General features: G+C 58.6%; 29 protein-coding genes and 3 pseudogenes. 19 read left to right on the forward strand and 13 right to left on the reverse strand.

What is annotated here, in order from left to right; all coding sequences use genetic code 11:
- Positions 1-603 precede the first annotated feature (603 nt).
- Positions 604-1,671 (reverse strand): maleylacetate reductase, encoded by a 1,068-nt coding sequence (locus tag M0D69_RS30265; protein WP_301785532.1) that lies wholly within the window; start codon positions 1,669-1,671, stop codon positions 604-606.
- Positions 1,672-1,877: 206 nt separating this feature from the next.
- A complete protein-coding gene (locus tag M0D69_RS30270; RefSeq protein WP_301785533.1) occupies positions 1,878-2,762 on the reverse strand; it encodes an intradiol ring-cleavage dioxygenase in 885 nt (294 codons plus the stop codon).
- 133 nt (positions 2,763-2,895) lie between these two features.
- Here M0D69_RS30270 and M0D69_RS30275 point away from each other — a divergent pair, with 133 nt between their 5' ends.
- Positions 2,896-3,861: a LysR family transcriptional regulator gene (locus M0D69_RS30275; protein WP_301785534.1), complete on the forward strand. Its 966-nt coding sequence runs from the start codon at positions 2,896-2,898 to the stop codon at positions 3,859-3,861.
- Positions 3,862-3,921: 60 nt separating this feature from the next.
- On the opposite strand, the gene M0D69_RS30280 is transcribed toward M0D69_RS30275, so the two are convergent.
- Positions 3,922-4,308 (reverse strand): MarR family winged helix-turn-helix transcriptional regulator, encoded by a 387-nt coding sequence (locus tag M0D69_RS30280; protein ID WP_367619775.1) that lies wholly within the window; start codon positions 4,306-4,308, stop codon positions 3,922-3,924.
- Between the two features lie 793 nt (positions 4,309-5,101).
- On the opposite strand from M0D69_RS30280, the gene M0D69_RS30285 reads away from it, so the two are divergent.
- The 13 genes and pseudogenes from M0D69_RS30285 to M0D69_RS30345 all read left to right on the forward strand — a co-directional run bounded on the left by M0D69_RS30285 (position 5,102) and on the right by M0D69_RS30345 (position 13,553).
- The gene (locus M0D69_RS30285) at positions 5,102-6,751 is read left to right on the forward strand and encodes an FAD-dependent monooxygenase (RefSeq protein WP_301785536.1); all 1,650 of its coding nucleotides are present in this window, start codon (positions 5,102-5,104) and stop codon (positions 6,749-6,751) included.
- A gap of 115 nt (positions 6,752-6,866) precedes the next feature.
- Positions 6,867-8,018, forward strand: a complete 1,152-nt coding sequence (locus M0D69_RS30290; RefSeq protein WP_301785537.1) for a porin — start codon at positions 6,867-6,869, stop codon at positions 8,016-8,018.
- 269 nt (positions 8,019-8,287) lie between these two features.
- Positions 8,288-8,884, forward strand: coding sequence for a cytochrome b (locus M0D69_RS30295; protein WP_301785538.1), 597 nt, complete (start codon positions 8,288-8,290; stop codon positions 8,882-8,884).
- 19 nt (positions 8,885-8,903) lie between these two features.
- Positions 8,904-9,464 carry a YceI family protein gene (locus M0D69_RS30300; protein WP_301785539.1) on the forward strand — a complete coding sequence of 187 codons (561 nt, stop codon included), beginning with the start codon at positions 8,904-8,906 and terminating at the stop codon, positions 9,462-9,464.
- Between the two features lie 36 nt (positions 9,465-9,500).
- Positions 9,501-10,085 carry a YceI family protein gene (locus tag M0D69_RS30305; RefSeq protein ID WP_301785540.1) on the forward strand — a complete coding sequence of 195 codons (585 nt, stop codon included), beginning with the start codon at positions 9,501-9,503 and terminating at the stop codon, positions 10,083-10,085.
- 72 nt (positions 10,086-10,157) lie between these two features.
- Positions 10,158-10,561, forward strand: a pseudogene (locus M0D69_RS43890) (plasmid pRiA4b ORF-3 family protein); the annotation flags it as partial.
- 27 nt (positions 10,562-10,588) lie between these two features.
- Complete coding sequence (locus M0D69_RS30315) at positions 10,589-10,765, forward strand: hypothetical protein (protein WP_301785542.1); 177 nt, start codon at positions 10,589-10,591, stop codon at positions 10,763-10,765.
- Between the two features lie 289 nt (positions 10,766-11,054).
- Complete coding sequence (locus M0D69_RS30320) at positions 11,055-11,381, forward strand: hypothetical protein (protein WP_301785543.1); 327 nt, start codon at positions 11,055-11,057, stop codon at positions 11,379-11,381.
- A complete protein-coding gene (locus M0D69_RS30325) occupies positions 11,359-11,910 on the forward strand; it encodes a hypothetical protein (RefSeq protein ID WP_301785544.1) in 552 nt (183 codons plus the stop codon). Before M0D69_RS30320 ends, M0D69_RS30325 begins: the two co-directional genes overlap by 23 nt.
- Before the next feature lie 164 nt (positions 11,911-12,074).
- Positions 12,075-12,359: a type II toxin-antitoxin system RelB/DinJ family antitoxin gene (locus M0D69_RS30330; protein WP_301785545.1), complete on the forward strand. Its 285-nt coding sequence runs from the start codon at positions 12,075-12,077 to the stop codon at positions 12,357-12,359.
- The gene (locus M0D69_RS30335) at positions 12,334-12,651 is read left to right on the forward strand and encodes a type II toxin-antitoxin system YafQ family toxin (RefSeq protein ID WP_301785546.1); all 318 of its coding nucleotides are present in this window, start codon (positions 12,334-12,336) and stop codon (positions 12,649-12,651) included. The genes M0D69_RS30330 and M0D69_RS30335 overlap by 26 nt, the downstream gene beginning before the upstream one ends.
- A gap of 230 nt (positions 12,652-12,881) precedes the next feature.
- Complete coding sequence (locus M0D69_RS30340; RefSeq protein WP_301785547.1) at positions 12,882-13,118, forward strand: hypothetical protein; 237 nt, start codon at positions 12,882-12,884, stop codon at positions 13,116-13,118.
- An 84-nt stretch (positions 13,119-13,202) separates the two neighbouring features.
- Positions 13,203-13,553: a hypothetical protein gene (locus tag M0D69_RS30345; protein WP_301785548.1), complete on the forward strand. Its 351-nt coding sequence runs from the start codon at positions 13,203-13,205 to the stop codon at positions 13,551-13,553.
- Positions 13,554-13,878: 325 nt separating this feature from the next.
- On the opposite strand, the gene M0D69_RS30350 is transcribed toward M0D69_RS30345, so the two are convergent.
- Both M0D69_RS30350 and M0D69_RS30355 read right to left on the reverse strand, forming a co-directional pair.
- Positions 13,879-14,379 carry an RES family NAD+ phosphorylase gene (locus M0D69_RS30350; RefSeq protein WP_301785549.1) on the reverse strand — a complete coding sequence of 167 codons (501 nt, stop codon included), beginning with the start codon at positions 14,377-14,379 and terminating at the stop codon, positions 13,879-13,881.
- A complete protein-coding gene (locus tag M0D69_RS30355) occupies positions 14,376-14,921 on the reverse strand; it encodes an antitoxin Xre/MbcA/ParS toxin-binding domain-containing protein (protein WP_301785550.1) in 546 nt (181 codons plus the stop codon). The genes M0D69_RS30350 and M0D69_RS30355 overlap by 4 nt, the downstream gene beginning before the upstream one ends.
- A gap of 202 nt (positions 14,922-15,123) precedes the next feature.
- Between M0D69_RS30355 and M0D69_RS30360 the strand changes: the two genes are divergently transcribed.
- Positions 15,124-16,260 carry a competence protein CoiA family protein gene (locus M0D69_RS30360; RefSeq protein WP_301785551.1) on the forward strand — a complete coding sequence of 379 codons (1,137 nt, stop codon included), beginning with the start codon at positions 15,124-15,126 and terminating at the stop codon, positions 16,258-16,260.
- Between the two features lie 220 nt (positions 16,261-16,480).
- On the opposite strand, the gene M0D69_RS30365 is transcribed toward M0D69_RS30360, so the two are convergent.
- Positions 16,481-16,804, reverse strand: coding sequence for a hypothetical protein (locus tag M0D69_RS30365; protein WP_301785552.1), 324 nt, complete (start codon positions 16,802-16,804; stop codon positions 16,481-16,483).
- Between the two features lie 205 nt (positions 16,805-17,009).
- Between M0D69_RS30365 and M0D69_RS30370 the strand changes: the two genes are divergently transcribed.
- Positions 17,010-18,629 (forward strand): hypothetical protein, encoded by a 1,620-nt coding sequence (locus tag M0D69_RS30370; protein WP_301785553.1) that lies wholly within the window; start codon positions 17,010-17,012, stop codon positions 18,627-18,629.
- Here the strand turns inward: M0D69_RS30370 and M0D69_RS30375 are convergent.
- A complete protein-coding gene (locus M0D69_RS30375; RefSeq protein ID WP_301785554.1) occupies positions 18,626-18,766 on the reverse strand; it encodes a hypothetical protein in 141 nt (46 codons plus the stop codon). The two genes, M0D69_RS30370 and M0D69_RS30375, sit on opposite strands and share 4 nt — an antisense overlap.
- Positions 18,767-19,742: 976 nt before the next feature.
- Positions 19,743-20,627: a LysR substrate-binding domain-containing protein gene (locus M0D69_RS30380; RefSeq protein ID WP_301785555.1), complete on the reverse strand. Its 885-nt coding sequence runs from the start codon at positions 20,625-20,627 to the stop codon at positions 19,743-19,745.
- Positions 20,628-20,744: 117 nt separating this feature from the next.
- On the opposite strand from M0D69_RS30380, the gene M0D69_RS30385 reads away from it, so the two are divergent.
- From M0D69_RS30385 to M0D69_RS30395, 3 genes and pseudogenes are all read left to right on the forward strand, one after another.
- The gene (locus tag M0D69_RS30385) at positions 20,745-21,152 is read left to right on the forward strand and encodes a tautomerase family protein (RefSeq protein WP_301785556.1); all 408 of its coding nucleotides are present in this window, start codon (positions 20,745-20,747) and stop codon (positions 21,150-21,152) included.
- A gap of 51 nt (positions 21,153-21,203) precedes the next feature.
- Positions 21,204-21,581 (forward strand): annotated as a pseudogene (locus M0D69_RS30390) (IS6 family transposase); the annotation flags it as partial.
- A 390-nt stretch (positions 21,582-21,971) separates the two neighbouring features.
- Positions 21,972-22,660 (forward strand): annotated as a pseudogene (locus M0D69_RS30395) (class I SAM-dependent methyltransferase).
- Between the two features lie 27 nt (positions 22,661-22,687).
- Here M0D69_RS30395 and M0D69_RS30400 read toward each other — a convergent pair.
- The 5 genes from M0D69_RS30400 to M0D69_RS30420 all read right to left on the reverse strand — a co-directional run bounded on the left by M0D69_RS30400 (position 22,688) and on the right by M0D69_RS30420 (position 25,730).
- Positions 22,688-22,915, reverse strand: a complete 228-nt coding sequence (locus M0D69_RS30400; protein WP_301785557.1) for a hypothetical protein — start codon at positions 22,913-22,915, stop codon at positions 22,688-22,690.
- 62 nt (positions 22,916-22,977) lie between these two features.
- On the reverse strand, positions 22,978-23,442 hold the full coding sequence (locus M0D69_RS30405) for a GNAT family N-acetyltransferase (protein ID WP_301785558.1): 465 nt from the start codon (positions 23,440-23,442) through the stop codon (positions 22,978-22,980).
- 84 nt (positions 23,443-23,526) lie between these two features.
- Entirely contained in the window at positions 23,527-24,144 is a 618-nt protein-coding gene (locus M0D69_RS30410) for a recombinase family protein (protein WP_301785559.1), read from the reverse strand.
- A 132-nt stretch (positions 24,145-24,276) separates the two neighbouring features.
- The gene (locus tag M0D69_RS30415) at positions 24,277-24,561 is read right to left on the reverse strand and encodes a cupin domain-containing protein (protein ID WP_301785560.1); all 285 of its coding nucleotides are present in this window, start codon (positions 24,559-24,561) and stop codon (positions 24,277-24,279) included.
- Between the two features lie 311 nt (positions 24,562-24,872).
- Positions 24,873-25,730: a cyclase family protein gene (locus M0D69_RS30420; RefSeq protein ID WP_301785561.1), complete on the reverse strand. Its 858-nt coding sequence runs from the start codon at positions 25,728-25,730 to the stop codon at positions 24,873-24,875.
- Positions 25,731-25,758: the final 28 nt, after the last annotated feature.

The raw sequence follows: 25,758 nt of genomic DNA on the forward strand, positions 1-25,758 counted from the left end.
TGCAGAAGTTTGTGATGCGCGAGGAGATGATTCGGGTTCTGAATTTGAGCGAGAAAAAGACCGCATGACAGGTCAGTGATAGCTGGATAAATCATTAAATCATATAATTCTGTATTTAAAATTGTAGGTATCCGAATCAAAAATATGTACGTCACCGAATGACGAGGCTTTGGTATTATGAGATTCGGCATGCCAGAATTGCTGCAGATTGCTCATCCTAGGGACGGGACCCGCGAGCTCCGGCTGTGCGGCGTTGCTCTCGACCTTCGGTGTGGAGAGTATGGCCGTCAACGTCAACGTCAACGCGTAGCGATGGCCGGCCGACACCCTCGGGCGCTTATCATGAACTAGCGAACGATGGAGGTCATTCACGATCTCTGCCGGAATGCGGAGCAGGAGGCTTGCCTGCACGCGATCGACGAGGATTTCGTGGGCGGAACAATTTCTGGGAGAGCCTGACGGGCGGGGGAATTGGCCGGACGCCATGCAATTTGCCAGTCCCAATGAATCGCACGATTTTCCGATATCAGTGGCAGTGCGAACGATGTATTAAATGACGCCACCTTTGGCGACATAGATGGGAAGTGCGCAGGCGCGCCGATTTCACGGCTTCGGCACACTCCCTTCGAATGCGCGTTGCAGCAACGCACGAATCGCGCCGCGTTCCAGCGGTCGGGGATTCCAGTACGCATTGCTGCACGAGAGGTCGGCGGCTTCGTCCAACTGGTCTTCGCGCATGCCGATTTCGTTCAACGCAATGGGCGCGCCGTTTTCACGCGCGAATTCGAATAGACCTTGCGCAGCGCTCTCGTGTCCTATTGCCTTCGCGATGCGTTTCATCGCATCAGGTGCGGCCTCGGCGTTGTACGCCAGTGCGTGCGGCAGCACGATGGTATGGGTCGGTGCGTGCGGCAGATCGAAACTACCGCCAAGCGTATGGCAAAGCTTGTGATGCAGCGCCATGCCGACGCTTCCGAGTATGGCACCGCAAAGCCAGGATCCGTATAGCGCATCGGCGCGCGCAGACAGGTCGTTCGGATTTTTGACGATGTTGGGTAGGCTGCGCGCGAGCGCCGTGATGCCCTCGTCCGCCATCAGGCTCGTGAGCGGATTGGCGTCGCGTGAATATAAGCCTTCTGCGGCGTGCGCAATGGCGTTGATACCGCTTGTGACCGACATGCCGACAGGCAGCGTCAGAGTCAGGTCCGGATCATAGATTATCGTCTTGGGCAGGACCCGAATATCGGTTCCAGTCCGTTTCAGGCCCGCTTCGGTCAGCCCGAATATGGGTGTCATTTCACTTCCCGCGTAGGTGGTGGGCACGGCGAGAATGGGCAGGCTCGACTCAAGTGCGATCGCCTTGGCAAGGCCGATCGCCGATCCGCCGCCGACGGCGATTACGCAGTCGGCGCCCAACGAAACAGCGACCGTTCGTGCTTCGACCGCCAGCTCGACCGGTACGTGCATGGCAGCGCGATCAAACAGGCCCGCGGAGCGGCTCCCCAGTTGCTCGGCGACCGATGCACCGAGCGCATGCTGTTCCGCGCTGCAAAGAACCAACGCGCGCTGCGCGCCTAGCGCCAGCAATTCGCGTTTAAGATGGACGCGTGATCCACTACCAAACACGACACGCGTGGCACGACCGTTATAGACAAAGTCAGATGTGGGCACGGTGGACCTCAAAGACGGGTTGATCGAGCAAAACGCTCATTGGGTGGCTTGATCAAGACTATTGACCAAGCGAAAGTTGCAATCGAAAGCGCCGCGAAGTTAAATCTCTCTCGGTTTTTGCTGGAAATTTGCGCTTGAGGGAGGCGCCGCTGGTCCCCAGTCAAGGTTGGCGTCTTAGGCTCAAGCGCAAATTTTGACGTGCCGGATCATGGCGTATGCCCGGCAGGATTGAGGACGAAGTCATAGTCGAGCGTATAAAACGACGTATCCATCGGCGTACCATTCGGTGCCACGCCCGGTGGGTGCTCGATCCAGTCCGCCACCAAGGTTGAGCGCACGCCGAAGACGGCATCCGAGTCGAGGTACTTGTCTCCGTTGCGGAAAACATGCGTGATCAAGGGCTCGTACCCGGCCGCATTGATCCAGAAATGCAGGTGAGCCGGGCGCCAGGGATGTCGTCCGAGCGCATCGAGCATCAGGCCCACCGGACCGTCATGCGGGATCGGATATGCCTCTGGGAGGATCGACCGAAAGTGAAAGCGTCCGTCAGGAAGCGTGCGCAAGCGCCCGCGTGCCCGATGTTCCACTTCAACTTGCTGCAAGTTGGCATACTGTACGTCGTAGTAGCCGTCTTCGTCCGATTGCCAGATCTCAATCGTCGCGCCTGGCAATGGCTCGCCATGAAGACCGCGAACATGGCCACTGACAAAGCACGGTAGACCTGCCGCGCCGTTGGACACGTCTTCGCCGTTCTGGTAGTCGGGTGACCCTTCGACAAAAAACGGACCCAGCACCGTTGCCTCCGTGCATTCGGACGGCTTACGGTTGTTCTGCGTCGTGGTCAGCATCGATAGCCCGAGCGTATCCGACAGGAGTATGAACTCCTGTCGTCTGTCGTCAGTGATATGGCCGACTTCAGTGAGGAAGTTGATCGCGTACAACCACTCGCTCTCGGTCAGCTTGACCTCTCGTGCAAACGAATGTAAATGTTGGACGAGGCTAGTCATTACAGTGCGCAGCCTGTCATTGTTACAGGCAGACATTGCTGCAAGCACTGCCTGGGTAATGGTGTCTTCGCTGATGTTGCGCATCGCCTCTCTCCGAGTTCCTGTTTGCTGACTTTACCCCCGTGGGAGCGGCCATGTCAGCACTCTAGCGGTGTTCGCCAAGGGAACATATGCGCTATAGTGAAAACATATTTTCTTTGAGCGGAAGAATCGTCGCATGGATCGATACATGCAGATGGAGTTTTTTGCGTTGACTGCCGAGCTCGGCAGTCTGTCCAAGGCCGCCGAACGCCTGAGCATTTCAAATGCATCGGCGAGTCGCATGTTGAGCGCGCTCGAAGACCGGTTAGGAGCACGTCTGGTCGAGCGGACCACTCGCCGACTATGGCTCACCGATGCAGGCCGCGAGTATCAGAGGCGGTGCGCGTCAATCTTGGCGGACATCACGGAAGCGGATGCCGCGGTCAGCGACATGGCATTGCGCCCAAGGGGCGTGTTGCGGGTGACCAGTTCGGCATCTTTCGCAGTCCTGCATATTACACCGTGGCTGCCGGAATTCAGGCAACGCTATCCTGATCTATCCGTGCAAATTACTGCTGCGAACCGTTACCCGAATTTCATTGAAGAAGGCATCGATTGCGCGATTCGCACACGCGAACATGAAGGGGATTCGGGCATCACCGTCCGGCGGCTGGCGCACACACGCCGCGTGCTGGCCGCGTCGCCGGCGTATCTCGCGCAGCATGGTGCACCGGAGACGCCCGAAGACATCGCAAATCAGAATGTGCTCGTTTATAGCTACGCGGTGAACCCCTATCTGCTGCAATTCAAGCGGGGCCGAGAACGGCGCAACATTCCAATCAGCGCGGTGTTGGAGTCGAACGAAGGGCAGGTGATCTGCGCAGCGGGCCGGGCCGGATTAGGAATCGTGGTTCAGCCGCTCTACATCGTGCACGACGATATCGTCGCCGGCCGGCTGATTCCGCTGTTGGGTGACTGGGAGCTACCGCCGCTGACGATCAACCTCGCATACCAGAGTCGGCGGAACCAGCCTGCGAAGATTCGGGTATTTGCCGATGCGTTGAGCGAGCATGTCAGGAAACTGGACCTGGAGAATCGCTGGAGCGCAGTCCCAAAAAATATCTCCATCACACCAACCACCCAGAGAAGCCGGGCTCGCTGATTACGGACCAGGATACGTCCGTCTCCACGAGCCGCTTCCTTTATTCGGGAGCGTATCGAGTCAAGCGAGGTCGTCAAGCGCGCCAGCGTTCTCGTACAACTTAAGCAGCATAGTGCGAAGCACCTGAACGTCGCTTGCCGCGAAACCGGTAAGGATCACCGACTCATGTTGCTTCGCGACCGGGACTATGCGCAGCGCCAGTTCGTCCCCCTTGCCTGTCAGGGCAATCCTGATTGACCGTCCATCCGTCGTGCTCTTCTCGCGCTTAACCAACTCCTGACTCTCAAGACGGTCAATGATCCTGGACAGCGCGGAAATATCCGACGTCGCATGCACCGACAATTCAGACAAGGTCTGGTGCGGAACGTACAGCAGCGAGGCACAGACTCGCCACTCACTGAGGTTCAGCCCAAACGGTTTCAGTGCCTTCGCGAATGCGTTTCCCATTCGGCCTCCGGCTCGTGTCAACAGGAAGGGAATCGCCTGTTCGAGTTCTTCCGGTCGCTTGCGTGTCTTCATGGTGATCGGCGCGTTGAGGGTTTACATGGGTAGGTATGCTTGAAAAATCAATTATACTCCACCGGGAGTGTACTTGAATAATCAAACAACGTCTATCCAGGCGACTTCGGATAGCTTGCCCCTTCTTGAGCGAAGCAAAGCCTCATGCGCTGAACCGGAGCAAACTGATGGGAAACAAAATCGCACCTAAAAGAGCACTTCGCAAACGACTGACTATTGAATAATTGAAAGGCCGTGCAGCTTCCCACGTCGGAAAATGTTGAAGTCGAGTCTGATCGACACTCAGCGGCAACGGCTGGACTGGGTCGACAACTGATCAAACTGCAGCGGTCTAACACGCGTTGTTTCGCCGCGACCAGGCGCGTCCGAATCCGGATCGTTTCTGATACTTGTATTACTTGACCATGCGTTAGGGATGAATCGGATCGATCGAGCCTGGGGTTAGCCGGATATGGAAGGTTCATAGTTCGCACTTCAATTATATTTATTGGCATTACTAATAAAAATGATGACTGTAGTAACGGCTTCTGCACTGGGCTCATCGGAGAACAAATGGTGCCAATGATCGAAGGTACCGATTTAGATCAGGCGGCTATACCGCGCGATTTTTCAGGCTGGAGGGCGACTGGCGTCGTGAAGAAACGAGTGATGGCGAAATGAAGTTGTGACACAGCCCCAAAGCTGGGTCTGGAAGACAGGGGATGGAAAACGGAGATCAGATTTGGAAACTCAAGTCATCATTGTTGGAGCCGGACCGGTAGGACTGACACTTGCGATCGACCTTGGTAGACGCGGCATTGCGTGCGTACTTGTCGAGCAAAAGGCCGAGCCCCAGTTTCTGCCGAAAATGGAACGTTGCAACGCGCGGACCATGGAGATCTTTCGGCGGCTTGGAATCGCGGACCGTATCCGCGCCGCCGGCATGCCCAAGGACGTCCCTATGGACATCCAGATCATACGGTCCATGGCGGAGCCGCCAATCCTGCGCTTGTCCTATCCATCGGTGGCGGAGGCTCGCGCACTCACGCGTGAGAGCCACGACGGCAGCCTGCCACTCGAACCGTATCAGCTCATCTCCCAATACACACTGGAGCCGCTTCTTCTTGAGGTAGCCGAACAATCGCCGGCGATCACGGTGATGCGAAGCACTACGTTTGTGGAGTTCACCGAACAGGACGATAGCCTCCTGGTGGCGGTCAATGACGCCTACGGTGTGAGAAGAACATTGAAGGCCGCTTATCTCGTGGGCTGCGACGGTGGCGCGAGCCGTGTGCGTAAGCAACTGGACATCCGCCTGGAGGGCGAGGGTGACATTGCGCGGCTGAGGCAGGGCCTTTTCTACTGCGAGCAACTCTACAAGCGGCTGCCGATAGGCAACGGGCCGAGCCGTGGTCGGCACTATCTGGTGGCCGGCGGACCTCCTACTTTCATGATCATGCAGGACTCGACGCGGCACTGGACGGTCCATTCCGCCGTTGACAGCGATGACGAAATGCGACGGATGTTCGAGCGGATCATCGGCGTTGGGTTGCCCTACGAGATGCTGTATTGCGGGGAATGGCGACAGAATCTGCTGCTGGCCGAACGCTATGGAGAGGGACGGGTGTTTCTCGCAGGCGATGCGGTGCACCTCGTGATTCCTACGGGTGGTCTCGGCATGAACACCGGCGTTGGCGATGCCACCGATCTTTCCTGGAAGTTGGCCGCCACGCTGCAAGGGTGGGGAGGCCCGGGATTGCTGGCTTCCTATGAAGCCGAGCGGCGCCAGATTGGCGAGCGGGTGGTTGGCGCATCGCGCTACGCGTCGCTTGGATACCGCGCCTGGTTGGCTGAAGTGCGCCCGGAGATCGGAGACGATACGCCCGCAGGGTCGACTGCTCGCGCCCACTTGGCCGAAGTAGCGAACGTGCAGCAGCGCAAATCGAACGAGATGATCGGCGCAGAACTGGGCTATCGCTATGCGGATTCCCCCGTTATCGACAATGTACCGGGAGGGCCGCAGCACGATCTGCGTGCCTATCTTCCTACTACGTGGCCGGGCGTGCGGCTTCCCCATATGTGGCTCGCCGACGGAAGCGCCATCCAGGACCGGCTGCGGCCGGAGCGCTACACGTTGATCGACGTCGCGGGTGGGCATGATGCGGGCCCCCTTCTCGCCGCATTCGAAGCGCTCGGCGCACCGCTCGATGTGCTCGTGGTCGCGGATTCCAGGCTCCACGCCGTCTATGAGCGCGACCTCGTTCTCGTCCGGCCCGACATGCATGTCGCGTGGCGCGGCGACCGGCCCCCGCAAGCCGTCGATGATCTCGCCGCTAAGGTGACAGGGCATAGCAACACAAACCGCGCATCGGGTTCGATCAACAGCCGCTGACCGAGCCGGCTGAATCGAATCGATATTCGGTCAGCCATACACGCTGCAGGCTCGACGCGCGACGGCGCAGGTGTGCCGTCGCCTTGAGATTTCGACAACATTGGAGACGAATAAAATGACTGCACGGTTGAATCGGGCCAGAGGTGAGCATTCATGGCACCGGCTATTTTGGTGGACATTCGCAGCGCTTGCGGCATGTGCGTCGGGCGTATCGCATGCGCAGAGCTCTGTCACCCTCTATGGGGTCATCGATGCCGGCGTTGAATATGTGACGAACATCGGTCCTCAGAAATCCAGCTCGGTGCACATTCCGTCTCTCACGGCCTCTCTACCGTCACTGTGGGGTCTCCGTGGCAACGAGGATCTGGGTGGTGGGCTGAACGCGGTTTTTGTATTGGAATCGGGCTTTGCTCCAGCACAGGGTTCGCTGAATCAAGGGGGCCGTCTGTTTGGGAGGCAGGCCTATGTCGGGCTTTCGGGGCAGTGGGGGAAGGTGACCCTTGGGCGCCAATATTCGCAAATCTTTTGGGCGGTACTAACGGGCGACACGCTGGCTCCGAATATCTATGCGGCCGCCGATCTGGACCCCTACTTGACCCAGCCGCGAGTTGATAATGCGATCACCTATACCTTCACGTCGTCGGGACTGACCGCGGCTGCGACTTATTCTTTCGGACGTGACGCGGTGGGTAGTGCGCCGGCCGGAGGGTGCGCTGGCCAATCGCCGACCAACTGGCGGGCCTGCAAGTCAATGTCTGCCATGCTGAAATATGATGCCGGGAAATGGGGCGTGGCGGCGGCTATCGATCGCAATTACGGTGGAGGCGGCACTGGCTCGCCCCTGCCACTTAGCTCGCAAACCGATACACGCGCCCTCATCGATGGCTACGTGAAGTTTGACAACGCGACTTTCGGCGCGGGATTCCAACACCGAATCAATCACGGAGAGCAGACGCCGACTATTTTCGATGCGACCAGCAACTACTGGTGGATTGGTGGATCTTATTTGCCCCTTCCAGATATTGCCCTTGACGCGCAGTTCGGCCGCATCACCGTGAGCAACAAGGACGCGGGGGGCTCTGTGATCGCAGCGCGCGCTATGTACTTCTTGTCCAAGGCCACTGCGGTGTACGTCACTGCAGGGCACGTGTTCAACCAGCGCAACGCGAGTTTCTCGATTGACGGCGGCGTGCCCCCGCCCACTTCGACGCCATTGCCAGGCGTGAACCAAACCGGTGCACTGGTGGGTATTCGCCACCTGTTCTAAATGACCCGCGGCCGCTCGATGTGGCTGCACGGTAGACCGGGGTCTTTCGCCGAGGAGGTGGCCCTGGGCCCTCTGGCTATCTGCGTATTGAAGTTCTTCCGGCCCTTTCCCCGCTTAGGTCGGCAACCGTAGGCTGAGTAGGCGTGAAACGGCGAGTTATCCAAACAGGATTCAGCATAGCCATTTTATATTATGACTAATTTCGTAGTCCTTATTCGATCATGATTTATAGGCAGCATAGCCGGTCGGGAACCGGCAAGTGCAAATTTGTGCAACATGAAGGATTTCCTGGCGGGCAGCATCGACGCCTCGCAGTTGGTCAAAGGCGGTCCAGTCAAAGATATAGCACGACCGCGATGAGCCTTCACTGGCTGATCGCGTTGCTGATCATGGCTGGCTTTTATCTCGGCTGGATCATGACCGACATCCCCGGTTTCACACCCACCAAGCTCAAGTACTTTTCGTGGCACAAGTGGATCGGCGTGACCGTGTTCGCGCTCGCGGCGATTCGGCTTGCCTGGCGCCTGACGCATCGAGCTCCGGAAATGCCGTCGGGCATGGCGCCGCTGCAGAAGCTCGCAGCGCAAGCCGCGCACGTGATCCTTTACGTGCTGATGTTCGTGATTCCGGCCTCGGGCTATCTGTACAGTTCGGCAGCCGGCATCCAGGTGGTCTATCTCGGCATCGTGCCTCTGCCGACGCTGATCGGGCCGGACGCTGCGCTGAAGGTCGTGCTGAAAACCGTCCACATCTGGTTGAACTACACGTTGCTCGCTCTGGTGGCTGTTCACACGCTGGCGGCGTTGAAGCATCACTTCATCGATCGTGATGGCGTGCTCACCCGCATGATCCCTTTTCTAAGGTAGCAAGAGGCTCAAAGCAGATATGAAACCCAGATTCCGTCAACTGATATTAGCCGCTACGGCTGCCACGTCACTCTTCCCGGGCGTTGCGCATGCGCAGGTGGATGCGTCGAAAAGCACTGTGACCACCACCTCGAAGCAGATGAACGTACCCGTGGACGGGACCTTCAAGAAGTTCACGGCGCAGCTCATCTTCGATCCGACCAAGCCGACGGCGGGCAGCGCCCAACTGACTATCGACACCGCCAGCTACGACCTCGGCGACGAAAGCTACGACCAGCAGGTGCGCGGCAAAGACTGGTTCGACTCGGCGCAGTTTCCCAACGCCACACTCGTCTCAAGCGCCATTGCACCGGCCGGCGGCAACCAGTTCAAGGTCAGCGGCAAGCTGACCATCAAGGGCAAGTCGGAGAACGTTACGGTGCCAGTTACCGTAACGCAGCTGGGTGCAACGCTAACCTTCGACGGTACCTTGCCGATCAAGCGTAGCCAGTTCGACATCGGCTTAGGCGAATGGAAAGACACGTCAGTCGTCGCCGACGAAGTGCTAGTCAAGTTTCACATTGTTGAAGCCAAAAAATAAGCAGCAAAACCACTCAGACCACCCAGGAGAATCACAATGAAAAAGCAACTTTTGACGACAGCGATTGCCACTCTGGCAGCAGGTACATCGTTCGGCACAACGGCAGCGGAAACCACGTATCAGCTGGACTCCACGCACACGTACCCAAGCTTTGAAGCCGATCACTTTGACGGTGTCTCGGTCTGGCGCGGCAAGTTCAACAAGAGCAGCGGCACGGTGACGATCGACCGCGAGGCCAAGACCGGCACGCTGGAAGCGACTATCGACATGACGTCGGTGGATATCGGCAACGATACGCTGGATAAGGCGTTGAAGAGCCCGAAATTCTTTGATACCACTCAATTCCCGACTGCTGTCTATAAGGGCGCGTCGATGAAGTTCGAGGGTGACGTTCCGGTAGAAGTCATCGGCCAGTTGACGATGCACGGCGTGACGAAGCCGCTGAATCTGAAAATCGTGTCGTTCAAGTGCTTCCAGAACCCGATGCTCAAGCGCGAAGTGTGCGGCACGGAATCGACGGCGACTTTCGACCGGTCGGACTTCGGGGTGGACTTGGGCAAGACTTACGGCTTCAAGATGCAAACGGTGCTGCACATCCAGGCTGAAGGTATCAAGCAATAAGGAGACCGCGCCAAAGCGGGGGCTTGAATCGGCCCCGAAAAAATAACCGAAGAAGGTGTTTATATTGGGTCGATGGACTCCGACTCTTCCGAAGCCACTTCCGTTCTCCAGCTGCGAATCAGTCTGCGAGGCGTTAGCCCGCCGGTCTGGCGGCGACTCCTAATTCCCGAGCAGATCACGATTGCGCAGCTGCATCATGTGATGCAGCTCGCCATGGGCTGGCACGACGAACACCTGCACCGCTTCGTCATCCGCGGATGGCATTACGGTGGACATCGCGACGGTGCGTTGCAGTTCTTCGACAGCCCAGACACCCTGTCCTTGGCTGCGTTTAGCCTGCACGAACATGAGCGCTTCACCTATCTGTACGACTTCACCTCGTGGTGGTTACATGACGTGCGCGTCGAGCGGCGAACGTGCAACCACCGGTCAACGCCACTACCCGCTGTGTCGCGGGTGCCGGGCGTTGCCCGCCAGAAGACGCCGGAGGTCCCGAGAGATATATGAACGCTCTGGAAGTTCATAGTGAGCACGAGTTTCTCGAGTGGATCGAGACTTTACGCGGAAGCCAGATCGAGGTGAACGATCTACGCGTTGAGGTCGATGAATGGCTGATCTGGCTGGATTGGTGTTTCGACCGGTGTGCGGCGAATGAGCGGCTGCAGACGCTTGCGCGGTAAGCTGATCGCCCAGGCGACGGTTGAGCGGGAGGCTGCGATGCAGATCAGCGTGCAGATGGTGCCGCGTGACGCACGCACGGCACTCTCGCCAACATCGCCACATCTGATTACTCCAGTTATCAGATGTGGCGATTTTGGGCCGGGACGAAAGAGGGCGGTTTTTGGAAGCGGGTCGCCGCGTGAGCCCGGCCAGCCAGCGGCATTCCATTGAACTGCGAGGGGTTCTTTCGTATCGTGGGGGGCGGAATACCGGCCTCTCGGCCCGGGCGCGCATCGGGAGCTGAACCTCATGAAAATCCGGTCTTTCAGGTTGCCTCCCGCATGGGCAACGCTGCTGGTGAGACTGGCCGTTTGGCAGGCTTGCATGATGGTGGTCTTCGGCTGGTACGCGATGTCGACGGGGTATCACCCGACAGCGGACTTACTGCTGGATTTCTCCTTTGCCGCCGGCTTTGGACTATTGCTTCCCGCCGTGACGACCATTCTTGAAGCGTTCAAGCGCAGGCAAGCCCCTGGCTCACGGCGCGATTTCCACGATTGGGTCCTGAGGCTGGGTCGGGTACGGCTACATCGCCGCCTTTATTGGCCCGCTGATGTTCGCTGGCCGTTTCTATGACTGGGCGACGCGCCCGGACATCGCGCCCGCCTGGCGACTATCGGTCGTCCTCGGTGTGACGCTCGTTGCCAGCGTGGTGCTGTTCCTGTTCCGGCTCAAGGCGCGATGCGTCTACGGGTGTAGCGAGGCCGTGGCCGGACTGTACGCCGCGCAAAACGTCGCGACCGGCGACATACACGGCCCGGCATTCTTCTTTGCCCTGCTCACCGCCGGCGTCTACCTCTGTGTGCGTGGACTTGACAACAAGCACCAGGGCGCGACCAAACCGCCGCTCGATCCTGAAGGCGAGGCTCGGGCCGCGAACAGCGATAACGCCGGCGGAGCGGACCGAGGCGGATGGCGAATGAGGTGGGTTTTTTTCGCATGCGTGTGCATTTTTATGACGTTCCCTCTGGCCGGGATTGGGCAGCGGTACCAGACTCGGTACGCACTCCACACGGCGGCGTCGCCGTCAATGTTTGGGGGTAGTGCGATGGCATCCAGGGTGTTTCACGTACGCGAAAGCGTCCCCGGCGAATCTGGCTTGTAATGTGGTAACGATGTAGCTACAGCGTAGGCATACGGAATGCCACTAAAGGCCCACGCGGGATTTCGCTGTTTATCGTTTTTATCTTCGTTTGTTGTACCTGTTCCTGGGACAGGCGAAGTGCTGGCCTTTGCACTTATGCCCGGACCCAGATGGAGATGTGTGAAATGGGCGCCATACCTGTTGATACCAAGACAGCCGATGTGCGAACCCGCATTGAACCGGAACTCAAGGACGCAGCCAGGGAAATTCTGGCGGGCTATGGACTCACGATGTCAGAAGCATCGCGGCTCTTTTTCCGCCAGGTTGTGCTGCAGAAGGGCTTGCCGTTCGATCTTCGCCAGCCGAATGAGACAACGGTTGAAGCACTGCGCGAGTCCAGGGAAATGCAGAAGGCGCGCTTCGGCTCCGTAACGGAGTTGTTTAATGAGCTTGAAAAAAAGCGCAAGTAGCAAACGCACGACGCTGCCCCTTAGCAGCGACAAAACCAAGCAGCTCGGCAAGGATTGGGAACGACCTTCGAACTCTGGCCGATACGACATGACGCGTCTCAAAGACGTGATGTTGTTGCTGGTCGGGAACGAGGGACCGTTACCGGCCGAGTACAAGGACCACCCTCTGACGGGAGAATGGGCCGATCACCGTGAATGCCATGTAGGCGGTGATTTCCTGCTCATCTACCGGATCTCCAAAACCGAGGTGGTGTTTGTGCGAAGTGGCACCCACGCCGAGCTGTTTAAGTGAAATAGGGCAGCTGATAGAGCCGTCGCGCAAAGCGCGGCGGCTTTTTTTTGGCTTTACCGCATTAGGGGTGGCCTCAAGATTCGGACGTTTGCGTACGCCATCCGAAAACACCGAAAACGGCGCCCATCGTTCAACGTCCAATACCAGCTTTGATCGAAGCCGTTTTTGGACTGTGGGCGGTTGCAGCGAGCGCAAGAACCCCATTTCATAACCGAGAAAGGAGCCACACCATGCCGACATCTGAACAAACCAAGGACACCCTGTACGCTACCCGGTGCAGGATTGACAATATCGCATCCGCCGACGCCGAGTTGCAGGCCGAAACGTGCGCTGCCGAGGTCAAGGGCTACATCTCAGCAGTACGTGAACACCAGTTGATCGAACATGCCGACTTTAAGGTTCTGTGGAGTGGGGTTGAAAAAGCGCTCAGCGACTGGCACCGGAACAGGCCCAAGTGTGAAGGCTAGGCCATCGTTTCGTTGGCCCCGAACATCGCCGCGAAGTCACTTGCGGTGAGATTGAATGCAGGCTCAGTTGCAAATGAACCCAAAATGGGAGATACACTGCCTCACCTGTGCCATGACTGCATCAAGGACGATGTGCTGCAGCCGAGGGTAACGAACTGGGTTGCGGACATCTGCGCCGTGTGTCACCGCGACGTCGAGCGGGCAGCGCCGTTGTACGCGTTGGGGAGCCTCGCGAAAGACTTCATTCGTGAGCGCTTCGAAGACTTTGACGATACGCTTTACGACTATCAGACGGGGCTGACGCTATCACGGATACTCCAACAGCTGCTGACGATCGACAGTGACGCGATCGGCGATCAGTTGGCCGTCTATCTGCGCGCAAATTGCGCGGGTGAGGAGAGCGCCTTCTTCGGCGAAGGGATGTGCTACTCCTAGAAGCGCAGAACCTTTGATGCGCGCGAAGACGAGCGGCTTTTCGCCGAGCACCGCTGGCATGCGGAGGCGCAGGGGTTCAAACACCATCGACGTTACTTTAACGAGAGCGCGAAAGACTTCTTTTCGTTTCTGTTCGACGCTGCGCTGGAGGCAAAAAGCAGGTCGATATTTGAGCCGTTTCCGGCTGCAACCCGTGCGCTTAAAGCGGGCTCGACGATCTATCGGGCGCGGATTGTCTCCGGCCCCGACACCGCTGTCGCACGCAAGGCCATCGAAGACGATGCCCAAAGGCAACCTGAGCGGCTACGCATGATGAACGTCTCTCTTACCTGATGACCGTGAGACGCGTATCCAGTGCGAATCGCTCATGGCTCTTCAGCGAGAAAAGTCCATCGGCCGCTGCCGCGTCGATCAGCAGGTTCCACGAATGCGTGCTGACCACGCTCGGCACCGCGACAAGCGGATGTGATGCAAGCAACTCGTCACCGAACTTTTGCTGGTTCGGGCTGATCGAGCCTGGCCGCAACCAGTTGGGGTTGGCGATATCGTCCGGCTGAGCGACGTGGATCTTCGCCTGCGCGATTTCCACCGCCAGCAGCTGGTGAGCAACGGAGTCGAGGACGTTGAATCCCTTGTGGACGGCCACCTCCAGAATGGTTGTGGCGGGGTCGAGAGACGCATAGATCACGCGCCGCCCGGCCGATGACCACCGGCCGCCGACCTGAAAAGCGCCTTCGGCGGTGTGCCATGTCGATAGATACCTTTCCCGTTCCAGCCGCCACACCACGAGCCCATTTTCGCCGAGAGCGGCGGGCAGGGGCGTCAAGCGTAAACCCCGTAGTCCATGCGCGTGAGCAGGGTTTTGACGAGATCAGCGCCCTCAGAACTTTGTAGCAGATCGATCGGCCGACGCTGGTCAAGTCCGAGCGCCGGCGCCGAGAGCCACTGGTCGGCGGCTTCTTTCGATCCCAGCACGTCGATCGCCCGCTCGGTTATCGAGGCCAGACGAATCAGGCGGTCGGTCGCATTGCTGTCGAGCAGCCGGTCGCTATCCTTACCTCTCTGGAGCGTGCGCTCGCTGACGCCAATGGCCTGAAGCACAGCGTCGCGGCCGACGAATTCGTACGTGTCGATCATCTCGCGGGCAAGCGTCACGGGAAGCCCAATGGTCACGATGTCGTGCGCCTGGAGCGGTGTCATGTCTGCGACCTTCCGGATCACGCTCGCCTTTAACACCGCGAACGCGTCGAGTTCGGCCGCCGCGTGCGTATACGGAGTGGCGATTGCCGTATCGATCCGGGATTGCAACGCTTCCAGCAATCTCCGGAAGGGCGTGTTGCCCTCGACTGTTTCGACTTGCGATTCCATCTCACATACTCCTTTTCGCCACGTGGCAGTTTATTTTACGCCACATGGCTACCGACTTCAATCCCCTCGTTTCGGCGAACGCCTAGGCTCCCGAAAAAACCGCTTTCCGCCCGCCTCGGACAAAGGTCCAGACCATCCGATCGGTGCTAGTCTGTAGAGGAAAGCCCCAGCATTGCCGGGCTCTCAGGCCAGCGCAGACAGAATGCCACTGAAATGCCTCTACGCCGACGACCAGCCAGTCCTGTCCTATGAGTTGTCGAGGGAGGACTTCGAGACCCTTCGCCTCGAGCACGAGATGCGACAGCACCTGCATTTTGCGTGCTGCGAGGCGAGGGTGGGCCTGCGCGTGTCGAAGGGCGGAATTCAGCATTTTTATCACTTGGGCGGCCACGGGGCTTGCCGGTCAGAAGGCGAAACGGAGGCACATCTCCAGCTCAAATTCGCCGCGATGACGGCGGCGCGTAACGCAGGGTGGGCTGCAGAATGCGAGGTGGCGGGCGGCGACGGGCTGGAGCGCTGGCAGGCGGACGTTCTCGCGACGCGCGGCTCGGTTCGCATAGCGATGGAGGCCCAGCTATCTAACCTTTCATGGGGAGAGATCTCGCGCAGACAGGAGCGGTACCGCGCCGCCGGCATACGCGGTCTCTGGTTCGTCGGTCAGGATAGCTACCAGGTGTGCCGAGAGGTGCCGGCGTTTCAGGTCCGTTGCGATCCAGAGGGCCACTGGCAGGTTCGGATCAGCCCGCCACACGACCGGTACAACGTCTGCCTGCGGCCGTACCCGGGGCACTGGGAACCTCTGGAAAAGTTCATCTCCGCGGCATTCTCGAAGAACCTCGTCTGGAGTCCCGCGCTCGACCTGAACCGCGTCGATGTCGTCATCCGCGCCCTGCCTTACGCCCGGTGCTCATGCAGCAACAGGTTGCTCCTGCCGACATCGCTCGCCGTCTCCCTGCCTTATCCAGGCCACCGCTCGCTGCTATGGACCATCAAGCCATATCCAAAAAATCAGGCCAACCCCGGACCAGCATGGCTTAACGCGCTGGTCCACATCATCAACCGCGGCTATCCAGAAAAGTCCGGCGCCTTGCTGGCCACGCGTCACACGCTCGGCCGCGCGCTCAACCACTACACCTGCCCGGTATGCGGAGCGGAGATTGACGACGTTGCCTCGCGTCAGGGTGAGGTGCCCATATTCCGCAGTGACCTTCCTGTACGCGGGCTTTTGCCCGATGAGCAGCGCAATACGGCTGAGTGGCAGTTTCTGCATCAGTGGTGGCTACGCATGGAACCAGACGCGGTGCCGCAGTCGACGAAACAGATGAACCTCGGTTTCTGATGAAAAGCGCCAGAAAGGGGGCCGCCCAGGGCGAGTCATGCGTGCTTTCGACCAAGCGCGGTTACACGATTGCCGGCTTTCCATGCCAAACCAGCCACTTGGCGTGATCGATCTCTGTCCCTACAGCGATTCGCTCGTGGGGCTCCATCGTCTGGCTTCCTAACACCGAGTTCCTGGTAGCCTTGAACTTCATCGCGATGTGAAACCAGTCCAGGATCCTTCACCTGGCGAGCTGGCTGCCGTCCACAGCCTTGCCGAATTCGCCAGCGTCATCGCTGATCACGGTGACTTGCTCGTCTGGAGCCACGCCGCGTGCAAAGAGAAATTGGTCCGGCCGCGCGGGCGCCGATGGAACCAGCTTATGCACGTACGCGTAGAGACGCGGGGTGCGATCAGCAAGAGTTGCACGGCCCGCAACGATGTTGACATGTCGATCCCGCGTCAACTTCTGCGCCCAAGGCGATTTCAGCTCCGCAAGGTCGCGCGCTGCCTTGCGGCTCTTGGGGCTGCTGCTGAGGCTCAGCCACGTCGAGTCGACGCTCACGCAGCCGACGGTGGTCGATTCGCGAACCTGCTCTCCGCTGACCGCTTTCGGTCCAGACGCGATATCGCGCTTGATCTGCGCGTCCAGCGCGCTACCGACGGCGAGGATTCGACGGCGAGTACTATCGAAGGAAATCCCTTTGTCCAGCGGCAGGACCTCTCGAAGCAGCTCAGTGGCCTGACGGTAGGGTAGATGGGCGGCCCACTTGGCCTACGATAGCGGCCAGAGCACGACCATCGCAGCCGGCCAGGACGCACTGCTGGGCGGTAACGTCGAAGTGGACGGCACGACGAGCAACGTGACGATCACCACCGGCCGGGACATCACCGGAAGCGGTACGGTTCAGGCGGGTCAGGACACGACGTTGACTGCCGGCCGCAACCTGTCGATGACCGGGACGATCAAGACGGGCAACAATCTCGGACTTCAGGCGGGACAGGATCTGACGGTAGGACCGACGCTTGCCGCAGGCGGCACCGAAACGGTGACGGCCACCAACGGCAGCGCCACGCTTGGTGGGGCAGCACTGTCTGCTGGCGACATGCGCGTCACGGCCGGCACCGATGTGACCACGCAAGGCTCCGTCGAGAGTCTGGGCAATCTGACCCTCACTGCGCAGAGCGGAAGCTTAAGCGCGAACGGCCCGGTGCAGGCGGCGGGCAACGCCACATTGAACGCCGGCCAGACGCTCGGGCTCAACGGCGCGACCACGGTGTCGCGGAACTTGACGCTGACAGGCAACAACATCACGACGCAGGGCGTGGCCGTTGGCGGCAACCTGAGCGCGACGGCTCAGAACAACCTGGACACGTCGGCCGCGCAGGTCAACAGTACCGCACTCGATCCGACAGCGCCCATCACGGCCAATACACCGGCCTTCACGAGCGTGAATGGCACGGCAACGCTCAAGGGCGCTCACGTCACCACGGTGAACGCGGTGATTGGCGGTGCGTACAACGCAACCGGCACGAGCAGCCTGACGACAGGTGGTAAGGCGATCTATCTGGCCGGCGCCAACCTGAACGGCGGCACGGTCACGAACGTCGGCCAGCAACTGGCGAACGGCAACCTGAATGTTAGCGGCACGACGGTGAGCAATCAGGGGGTGCTGTCCTCGCAAGCGGCAAGCACGATCACCGCGACGGATCTCACGAATTCGGGCCTCGTTCAGGGCCTGACCAATACGCTGAATGTCGCGAACAGCACGACCAACACTGGTGCGCTCGTCGGCGTCAATGCGCTGAACCTGAACACGACCAGTCTCAACAACAGCAACGGGATTATCTTCGCGGGCAACTTGGCAGCGCCGAGTGCGGTGACGGGTGACGCGACCGTCACGGTGACTGGCGGCAACGGTAGTTTCATCAATACCAATGGCGAGATCCTGGGTGCGAAAAAGCGATTACGGTGGCCGCAGACCTGGTCGAAGACGGAAAAGTTCTCCGCCACACAGAGATCAGCCGCTGGTCAATCGGCGGATTCTGGGGTGCTTTTAAGGGAACCTGTTCTATTCTTGACCGCAGCGCGATCACGATCAGCAGGGACCTGGGTCGCTGGGTTCGCGACCCCTCCTATGAGATCAAGGAGGACACCCCGCCGCAAGAGGTGTCCGGACCCGCAGCTGAAGCCCTGCCAGCAAAGGCCGAATAGGCCGGACCGCTCGCAGGGTCAAGGGCATCGTCAGCGGCGTCAAGCAGCTCTCGGGCAGCAGGGACGAGACGAGAGTCAGGGAGAACACCGGGAGCAAAACTTCCCCGCTTCTCATGCAGCGCATCGGCGCGTGATGGCAAGTTGGACTGCCATGCTATCCACCGCAAAATCTTAATGAAGTGTGGGCCGCGAAGAACAATCGCACATGCGGTTGCGCCAATCAGAAACGCAGCCATCATCGGCGCGTTGCTCTACCGTCGTGACATTCATCGCCTGCGTGCTGTTGCGGTATTCGCGGTTGTCATCTTTCACACCTTACTACTCCAAGCCTGAGCTGAAACATATGACTGGTCAGCCAACAGCATCGATCGACAAAACCGGACGCCGTGCAATGCACGGGGACGGAGTTCACGCAGCGCTTCAGCGCCAGGAGCACGCATCGGCTTTCATCGACGGTGGCAAGCGTGCATGGCGCGATCCGAATGGGCTCGGCCGCCTGCAGGCAGCGGCCGCTGCGCGTGGCGGACAGTGTCTGGACGACATCTGCACGAAACTGCAGGCAAAATATCGTTTCCGCTGTGCACAGGGACATGAGTGGTCGGGGTGGGGCCACCTCGTGCTGGCCGGGAAGTGGTGCAGGCAGTGCGCCAACACGGCCAGGCGTCTGACTATCGACAGGATGCACGAGTTGGCCCTCGAGCGTGGTGGGCGCTGCCTGAGTGTCGAATACAACGGCTGCAGGGGAGAATTGACGTGGGAGTGTTCGTTCGGGCACGCGTGGCGGGCCACGCCACACAACTTAAAAAAGCGTAATATGTGGTGCCCACATTGCAACCGCTTTCGGGGACCACCCAGCCCGCGTGCCGATGGCTGCACGTCATCCAGCGAATTCGGCTGAACGGCCGATCCGTGTGCTCGTACAGATTCCCGATGTGCCGCAGTCGCATCGTCTGCGTGGACGCCGCCCATTGTGAGGCAGCGACGACCACGACTGCGGGCCAATATCGAGGAACGTGATTGCTGTCGACCAGCAGGACACCTTTAAGCGTCCGCGGCACGGCCTCGGCGCTGATCTGAACGAACATAAAACGCTGACGCGAACGCAACTCTAAAACCTAATAAATACATGTAGGGGTCGTCTCAAGATTCGGAAATTTGCGCACGTTAAGCGCTCGCGAACTGTGCTGTTCAAACGGCGCTGGTCGACCCAACTCCGGCCATTTATTTTCGCTCCAAATTGGACCGATTGCCCGTTCCAGTCGTGGTCCTAGGTCAACTCAATCTGGTTCTATGGCGACGGGGCCGCCTGCGCCTGAAGATGCAACCAGGCACAGAATTTATCCAGCCTCTTGTTGGGCCGCCGCAGCCGTTTCGCGACATACCGGTAGCCGCTATCCTGAAATCCGAGAGGCGCTACCAGACGGCCGTCCCGGATATCGTCGATGACCAGGTGCCAAGGCGCAACGCAGACTCCCAGGCCCCCAATTGCCGCTTCGAGCGTGAAGTAATAATGCTCGAACTCCGGGCCGGGCTGCGGGGGTAGGGCATAGCAAAGCGACTTGCTCCACATCTGCCACGCATTCGAGCGGGTTTTCGTATGCAAGAGCGGCTTGCCGGCCACATCTGCTGGTTTCCGTAATTTGATTCGGGCAGCTAGAGACGGTGCCAACACTGGGCCCAGCCATTCGGGGAAAAGCTGCAACACCTCAACATGATCGGCGTTCTTCGCATCATCCACTGCAATGATCAAGTCGTAGCGCTCTCGCTCGATATCAGCGGGCCGCTCCGCTGCGCTTAGTCTGACTTCGATGTCGGGATGCAGTGCGTTGAAATGGTAGAGGCGTGGAATCAACCACTTGACAGTGAAGGTGCTGAAACATGAAATGTCTAACGTCCCGTAGTCTTCATCACTCACCGCGCGCACCGCTGCCTCGATTTGGTCCAGAGCCGCCGACAGGGCTGGCAGCAGCGTCTTTGCAGCTGTGGTCAGCTGTGGCCTGCTTTTCGATCCTTCGAATAATCGAACGCCCAATCTTGATTCAAGCTGAAGGACTTGGCGGCTGATTGCGCCTGGTGTGACAGCGAGTTCATCGGCGGCGGCAGTCATCCTGCCGAGCCGCGCGGCGGCCTCGAACGCACGCAAAGCGTTTAATGGTGGTAGGTGGCGTTTCACTATGTGAGTTTAATGCAAATAGATCGTCAGTAAAAATCGCTTCCTGAAGACAGGATTCCACTGACAGAATGGAATCTCCACGTCAAACCGTGTACCTTTAATTTGAGGAAAAGTCACATGCCGTTCATCCGTACCAGTGTACATAAAGACACCAGTCAGCAACAGCGACAATGTATCGTCGACGGCATCCATCAAGCGTTGGTGGACAGTATTGGCATGCCGAAGGATGAACTCTTCAACCTGGTGGCTGAGTATGAGTCGTCGCAATTCTGGTGCAGTCGAACATTCAACGGGATCGCGCGCTCGGATCGCGTGGTAGTGGTCGAAATTACACTGCGGCGCGGCCGCAGCGACGTGATGAAACGTGAACTCTATGCCAGCGTCGCGCGTAACCTTGAATCGAAGGCGGACATCTCGCCCAAGGACGTGTTCATTTTCATGCATGAAAATGACTACTCGGATTGGTCGGTCGGGGGAGGGAAATTCGCAATGGCACTTGTGCAACAAGTGGGCATAGATAGCTGACAAAACGGCGTTGTCGCGGCAACTGGAAGTGCTGGCGGAGTGGGATGATTGATGAAGAACTCAAAGCCGTTCTATCGCCACCACCGCCTTCCAGGTGCTGTCATCAGTTGCGCGGCGCGCTTGTATTTCCGGTTCCAGTTGAGCCTGCGCGACATTGAGGAGTTGCTGTTCGAGCGAGGGGAATCGTCAGCGACGAGACCATCCGGCGCTAGCGCGACAAATTCGGCGCGAGCTTCGCTCATTGGGTCAAGGCTGCACGCCGTAAGCCGGGTACGACCCGGCACCTCGACGAGGTGTTCGTTACGTTGCACGGCGAAACGGTTCTTCAATCGCATACTGGCTGCCTCTCCTGTGGCGCCACGCAAGATTGTCACCGACCAGTTGCGCGGCTATCCGGCTGCGAAGGCCGAGATTCGCGAACGATCATCGTAGCTGTATTTCCGATGGCGTCGCACGCTCCGCAAGCCAACAGGGATACGATTTACTTCGCCCTTGGCAGGGCATAGCAGAACTCGGCCAGTAGCGATGCGTGCTATCCGCTGTGACATGCTCCAACCTCACCGCGTTGGCCCATGCACAGCTGAGAGGGCGCAATCCACGTCAGGAAAGATTCGTCAAGTGCGGCCCCCAAGACAGCAGAGAACGGTCGATCGCTCCGCATCGGCAAGACCGTAGGTGGTACTGAAAGAAGCCGCAACAACGGTCGTAGTACTTTCGATACCATAACAACGTGTGGGCTTGTTCCTTTGCGCGCTCCCGCTTACGCTGGTCACAAGCGACGTCGGTCGCTTCTCAGCAAATAGACGGAGAGGAGTGGGGATGTCTACACAATCAGGTGCAACCAAGTTCGATCCCGTCAGGACCAGCGAGTACGCGGAGCAGAGCCGGATTGGGCTGGCTGGCTACGAGGCCTGTCACGAGTTGGCGGCATGCATGCTCGCCGCCTCGATCAAAATCAACTCACCGGCCAGGATCCTGGTGGTGGGGGTTGGCGGTACAGCACAGGAGATCTTGGCTACGGCTCCATTGGAGCCGACCTGGAAGTTTACGGCCGTTGATCCTTCGCAGCCCATGTTGAATCTTGCGCGATCAAGCATCGCGGCCGCTGGCTTTACCGATCGAGTCGAGTTAATTCGAGGCTATGTCGATGATCTCTCGGCCGATGCTCTCTTTGACGGCGCAACATTGATCGGTGTTCTGCATCGTCTTCCTGGGAACGCTCAAAAAGCAGCGCTTCTCAAGGCGATCGCGGCGCGTCTGAAGCCAAACGCTTCATTGATTCTCGCCGGAAACTATCGGCGATACGCCGAACACCCGCGATTGCTGGCGGCATGGAGTCAACGCTGGCGGATGAAAGGCGCATGCCCTGAAGAGGTTAAGCTGAAGCTCGCAAAGATTCTGGAGGGGGCTGATCCGCCCGAGTCGGAGGAAGTCGTCAACTCCTTGCTGGATGACACCGGATTTTCAGATCCACTCCGTTTTTTTGAAGCCTTTTCTGGGGTGCATGAATCTCTCTGCGGACACAGTGATAGTACTCAACCCCGCAAAGCCATCTCGCACCGGCCCGCGTGCGCGGGGTTGTCCGGCATGCGCCCCATCGTCGGTGTACAAGCCGTCGCAGTCGACTTCACCCGGATCATCTGCCCATCATCTTTCGTGGAGTAATCGAGCACATAGTCTTCCAGCTTCGCATCACCGCGATCCAGCGAATCAGGCGCCCACTTCCCCCGCGCCTTGTCTGGACCGAGGTGGGGGTTAGGCATCAAGCCCTAGCTACCCGTGGCGGTGCTCACAAGCGCGATCGAAAAACAATTGCAGATCGACGCTATAGGTCAAGGCCGAGAAACTTTGTCCCGGGGATCGGGTTGAAGGTTATCGGAGGCGCTGAAGTAAAACCGAGCGATTCATAGATTCGCTGTGCAGCGACAAACTCAGGTAATACGTCAAGGCAAATACGGCTGTAGCCAGTTGCTCTCGCCTCGCTCAGGATCTGCTCGACCAACCGCCGTCCAAGGTTCTCTCCGCGTGCCCCTGGATGAACATAGACACGCTTCATCTCGCACGTGTTCGCATCGACTCGACGAAGCGCCACACAGCCCACCACTTTGTCGTCCCGCCACGCTAACAGGAGTCTTCCGTCAGGAGGCGCATATTTCCCCGGCAGCCCCGCGAATTCAGCTTCATAGTCCTGAAAATCAAGGTTGGCGCTTGCACTATTGACATACTCACGAAAGATCGCCGAAACAACGCCGAGATCGTCGGGAAAGTTAGCATATCGAATCTCTATCATCGTCGAAGTCCACCGTTTTTCAGATCACACGCCCGTCAAAACTCGAGGGTAATTGGTCGACTTATCCAGTCTCACCCGAGCCCGTCAAGGCTTGGCCAAATGAATTGCCCAAATCCGATTCACCTGGCTCTCGCTGCAACCTGCCAACTCCGCGGTGCGCTTGATGGTTTCACCCGCACTGCGTAGCGCGACAATCCGCTGGTGCATGAGAGTATCGGGTAGCCGACCGACGTATTTTCCAGCGGCTTTGGCGAGCCTGACACTTTGGCGCTGCCGCTCGCGGCGCGTTTCATAGTCCTCACGAGCCATTTGTAAAGCCACCTTCAAAAGCAATACCTGCGCGGATTCCGGGTCGATTTTCGCGAAGCCGTCAGCCATAGCCGCGAACTCGGACAGATCGACTACTCCCGGGATGGCCAGCTTCACGCCCTTGGCCTGAATGCATGCGATCAGTTGCTCGACCTTCGCGACAGGGAGGTTGCAAATGCTTTCGAATCTCTCGGCAACGATAGCTTCGCCCGGCTGCAAATCGGTGATCATCCGCAAAAGCTCAGGACGGTCGGCACGAGCCCCTGAGGGCTTCTCGCGATAGACGCCTGCGACATGGTAACCAGAAGCCCGGGCGTTCAGTTCGATATTGACTTGTCGAGCAAGATCCTGTTCTTCAGTGCTAGCGCGCAAATACAGTCGGGCAACTTTCATGAGAGGTTGTCATGATAAGGGGACGCGGGCAAGGTGCATTCATGGTTTGTTCCAAATCACATAGGAGTCCTTGTTCATCAGCGTCACTACGCCGATCCTTGACACCCGCAACTCAGTAACCAGCCGCTGACTTCAGCGAATCTCTACCTCGATAAATATCACCTCATGATCGGTTGCGTTGACTACGTTATGTTCCACGCCTTTTAACCCGGCGTAGCTGCGCCCGGCCTGCAGTTGCGAATCCCGGTTTCCCTGTCTCGTCTCGAGCAGAAGCGCACCGTCCGTTTGCGGCACGACGACGTAGTCGTGCCCATGAACATGCCAGCCGGTTTCTGCGCCGGGCGCGAATCGCCACTCGGTGACAATCACGCGTTCGTTCGATACCTGTTGTTTCGGGATTGCTGGCGGACGATCCATCAGAGTTTCTCCAGTCAAGTGAGGCGACAAAAAATTCGGGGGAACATCAGTCAAGCGACGGGGTGGTCGCCGCGGAAGCGCCCAATCGGTTGTTCGCAGCGCCTTCGTAGCTGCATCTGTGACCTGTCGGGCGCGATCCGTTTGAAGCACATTCTGCGCACAAAGGATGTCGTTCGACATATACAGTACGTTTGTTTCTATCAGCACAGTTGGCGCTGCCGCGTTGTGGCGCGTCAGACGCGATGCTGAAAGGAGCGCACAGTTACGCAGAATGCGGCAGGCGGATTCTGCGTGAGCCCGGTAATGTGAAATCAGGAATCCGAAGCGATATCAAGAATCGCGTGGGCCCTAACCGGAAACGTGCCCATCCCCCGGATTTTCGGAGGAACCGCCGAGAAGCCGAAACCGTCAATCGGTAGGGCCGACAGGTTGGTCAAATGTTCGACAATAGGAATTCCGGCCCCAAGCAGCACCGAATGCACCGGACGTGCCGGGTCCGTTGTGTCATCAATGTTCAATGAGTCGATACCCACGAGAACCGCTCCTTCGTCGCGCAGGTACTCGGCAGCGGTCTTCGTTAAAAACGGGTGACCCTCAAAGTATTGATCCGAACGCCAGTGCAGATCCCAACCCGTATTCACCAGGACGGCGCGACCGTTCACATTAACCGCAGCAAAATGAGTCCAGTCAATCGACCGCGTTTCCATACCGGTCAGGCGCACGACGACACCAGCGATGTTGGACATGTGCGGCAATGGCGTGGTGGACAGATCGTTTCCGTCCAGATAGCGGTGATATGGCGTATCGATGTAGGTTCCCGTGTTCGCCACCATGTCGATCCTGCCGATCTGGAACTCAGTGTCAGCCGCATACGCGCCACGCGACTGGATATGCGAAATGTGATCGCAAATCAACGGCGCCGGCAGTCCCTTGTAAGTGATCATCCCGTTTTCGATTACGTGGCTCAGATCTATCATCGATGAGCCTGGCTCACTCGAAAACTCCACGTGTTGCCGGGCTCGCTTGTGCTGCTCCTCGATGATCTGTTTATTCAGGATATTGACTTTACCCACCATCAGCAGACGAAGGTCCTTGACGATATAGGCTGCCAGTGCGTCGTCGGCGATCCCGTCTCCATCGATATCGAGGCGAAAACCCTGGCCCTGCATGCCGCCGCCGTTTGAAAACTCCACTTCG

The sequence above is a fragment of the Caballeronia sp. SEWSISQ10-4 2 genome (assembly GCF_030464885.1).
In the GTDB taxonomy this organism is placed as follows: Bacteria; Pseudomonadota; Gammaproteobacteria; order Burkholderiales; family Burkholderiaceae; genus Caballeronia.

What these genes read in the sequence shown, in the direction of transcription:
- M0D69_RS30270 (WP_301785533.1), bottom strand. Translation starts at nt 2,762, where the DNA reads ATGCGCAACATCAGCGAAGACACCATTACCCAGGCAGTGCTTGCAGCA.
- M0D69_RS30275 (WP_301785534.1), top strand. Translation starts at nt 2,896, where the DNA reads ATGGATCGATACATGCAGATGGAGTTTTTTGCGTTGACTGCCGAGCTC.
- M0D69_RS30280 (WP_367619775.1), bottom strand. Translation starts at nt 4,308, where the DNA reads ATGGGAAACGCATTCGCGAAGGCACTGAAACCGTTTGGGCTGAACCTC.
- M0D69_RS30290 (WP_301785537.1), top strand. Translation starts at nt 6,867, where the DNA reads ATGACTGCACGGTTGAATCGGGCCAGAGGTGAGCATTCATGGCACCGG.
- M0D69_RS30300 (WP_301785539.1), top strand. Translation starts at nt 8,904, where the DNA reads ATGAAACCCAGATTCCGTCAACTGATATTAGCCGCTACGGCTGCCACG.
- M0D69_RS30305 (WP_301785540.1), top strand. Translation starts at nt 9,501, where the DNA reads ATGAAAAAGCAACTTTTGACGACAGCGATTGCCACTCTGGCAGCAGGT.
- M0D69_RS30315 (WP_301785542.1), top strand. Translation starts at nt 10,589, where the DNA reads ATGAACGCTCTGGAAGTTCATAGTGAGCACGAGTTTCTCGAGTGGATC.
- M0D69_RS30320 (WP_301785543.1), top strand. Translation starts at nt 11,055, where the DNA reads ATGAAAATCCGGTCTTTCAGGTTGCCTCCCGCATGGGCAACGCTGCTG.
- M0D69_RS30325 (WP_301785544.1), top strand. Translation starts at nt 11,359, where the DNA reads ATGTTCGCTGGCCGTTTCTATGACTGGGCGACGCGCCCGGACATCGCG.
- M0D69_RS30330 (WP_301785545.1), top strand. Translation starts at nt 12,075, where the DNA reads ATGGGCGCCATACCTGTTGATACCAAGACAGCCGATGTGCGAACCCGC.
- M0D69_RS30335 (WP_301785546.1), top strand. Translation starts at nt 12,334, where the DNA reads ATGAGCTTGAAAAAAAGCGCAAGTAGCAAACGCACGACGCTGCCCCTT.
- M0D69_RS30340 (WP_301785547.1), top strand. Translation starts at nt 12,882, where the DNA reads ATGCCGACATCTGAACAAACCAAGGACACCCTGTACGCTACCCGGTGC.
- M0D69_RS30345 (WP_301785548.1), top strand. Translation starts at nt 13,203, where the DNA reads ATGGGAGATACACTGCCTCACCTGTGCCATGACTGCATCAAGGACGAT.
- M0D69_RS30355 (WP_301785550.1), bottom strand. Translation starts at nt 14,921, where the DNA reads ATGGAATCGCAAGTCGAAACAGTCGAGGGCAACACGCCCTTCCGGAGA.
- M0D69_RS30360 (WP_301785551.1), top strand. Translation starts at nt 15,124, where the DNA reads ATGCCACTGAAATGCCTCTACGCCGACGACCAGCCAGTCCTGTCCTAT.
- M0D69_RS30385 (WP_301785556.1), top strand. Translation starts at nt 20,745, where the DNA reads ATGCCGTTCATCCGTACCAGTGTACATAAAGACACCAGTCAGCAACAG.
- M0D69_RS30400 (WP_301785557.1), bottom strand. Translation starts at nt 22,915, where the DNA reads ATGCCTAACCCCCACCTCGGTCCAGACAAGGCGCGGGGGAAGTGGGCG.
- M0D69_RS30405 (WP_301785558.1), bottom strand. Translation starts at nt 23,442, where the DNA reads ATGATAGAGATTCGATATGCTAACTTTCCCGACGATCTCGGCGTTGTT.
- M0D69_RS30410 (WP_301785559.1), bottom strand. Translation starts at nt 24,144, where the DNA reads ATGAAAGTTGCCCGACTGTATTTGCGCGCTAGCACTGAAGAACAGGAT.
- M0D69_RS30415 (WP_301785560.1), bottom strand. Translation starts at nt 24,561, where the DNA reads ATGGATCGTCCGCCAGCAATCCCGAAACAACAGGTATCGAACGAACGC.
- M0D69_RS30420 (WP_301785561.1), bottom strand. Translation starts at nt 25,730, where the DNA reads ATGCAGGGCCAGGGTTTTCGCCTCGATATCGATGGAGACGGGATCGCC.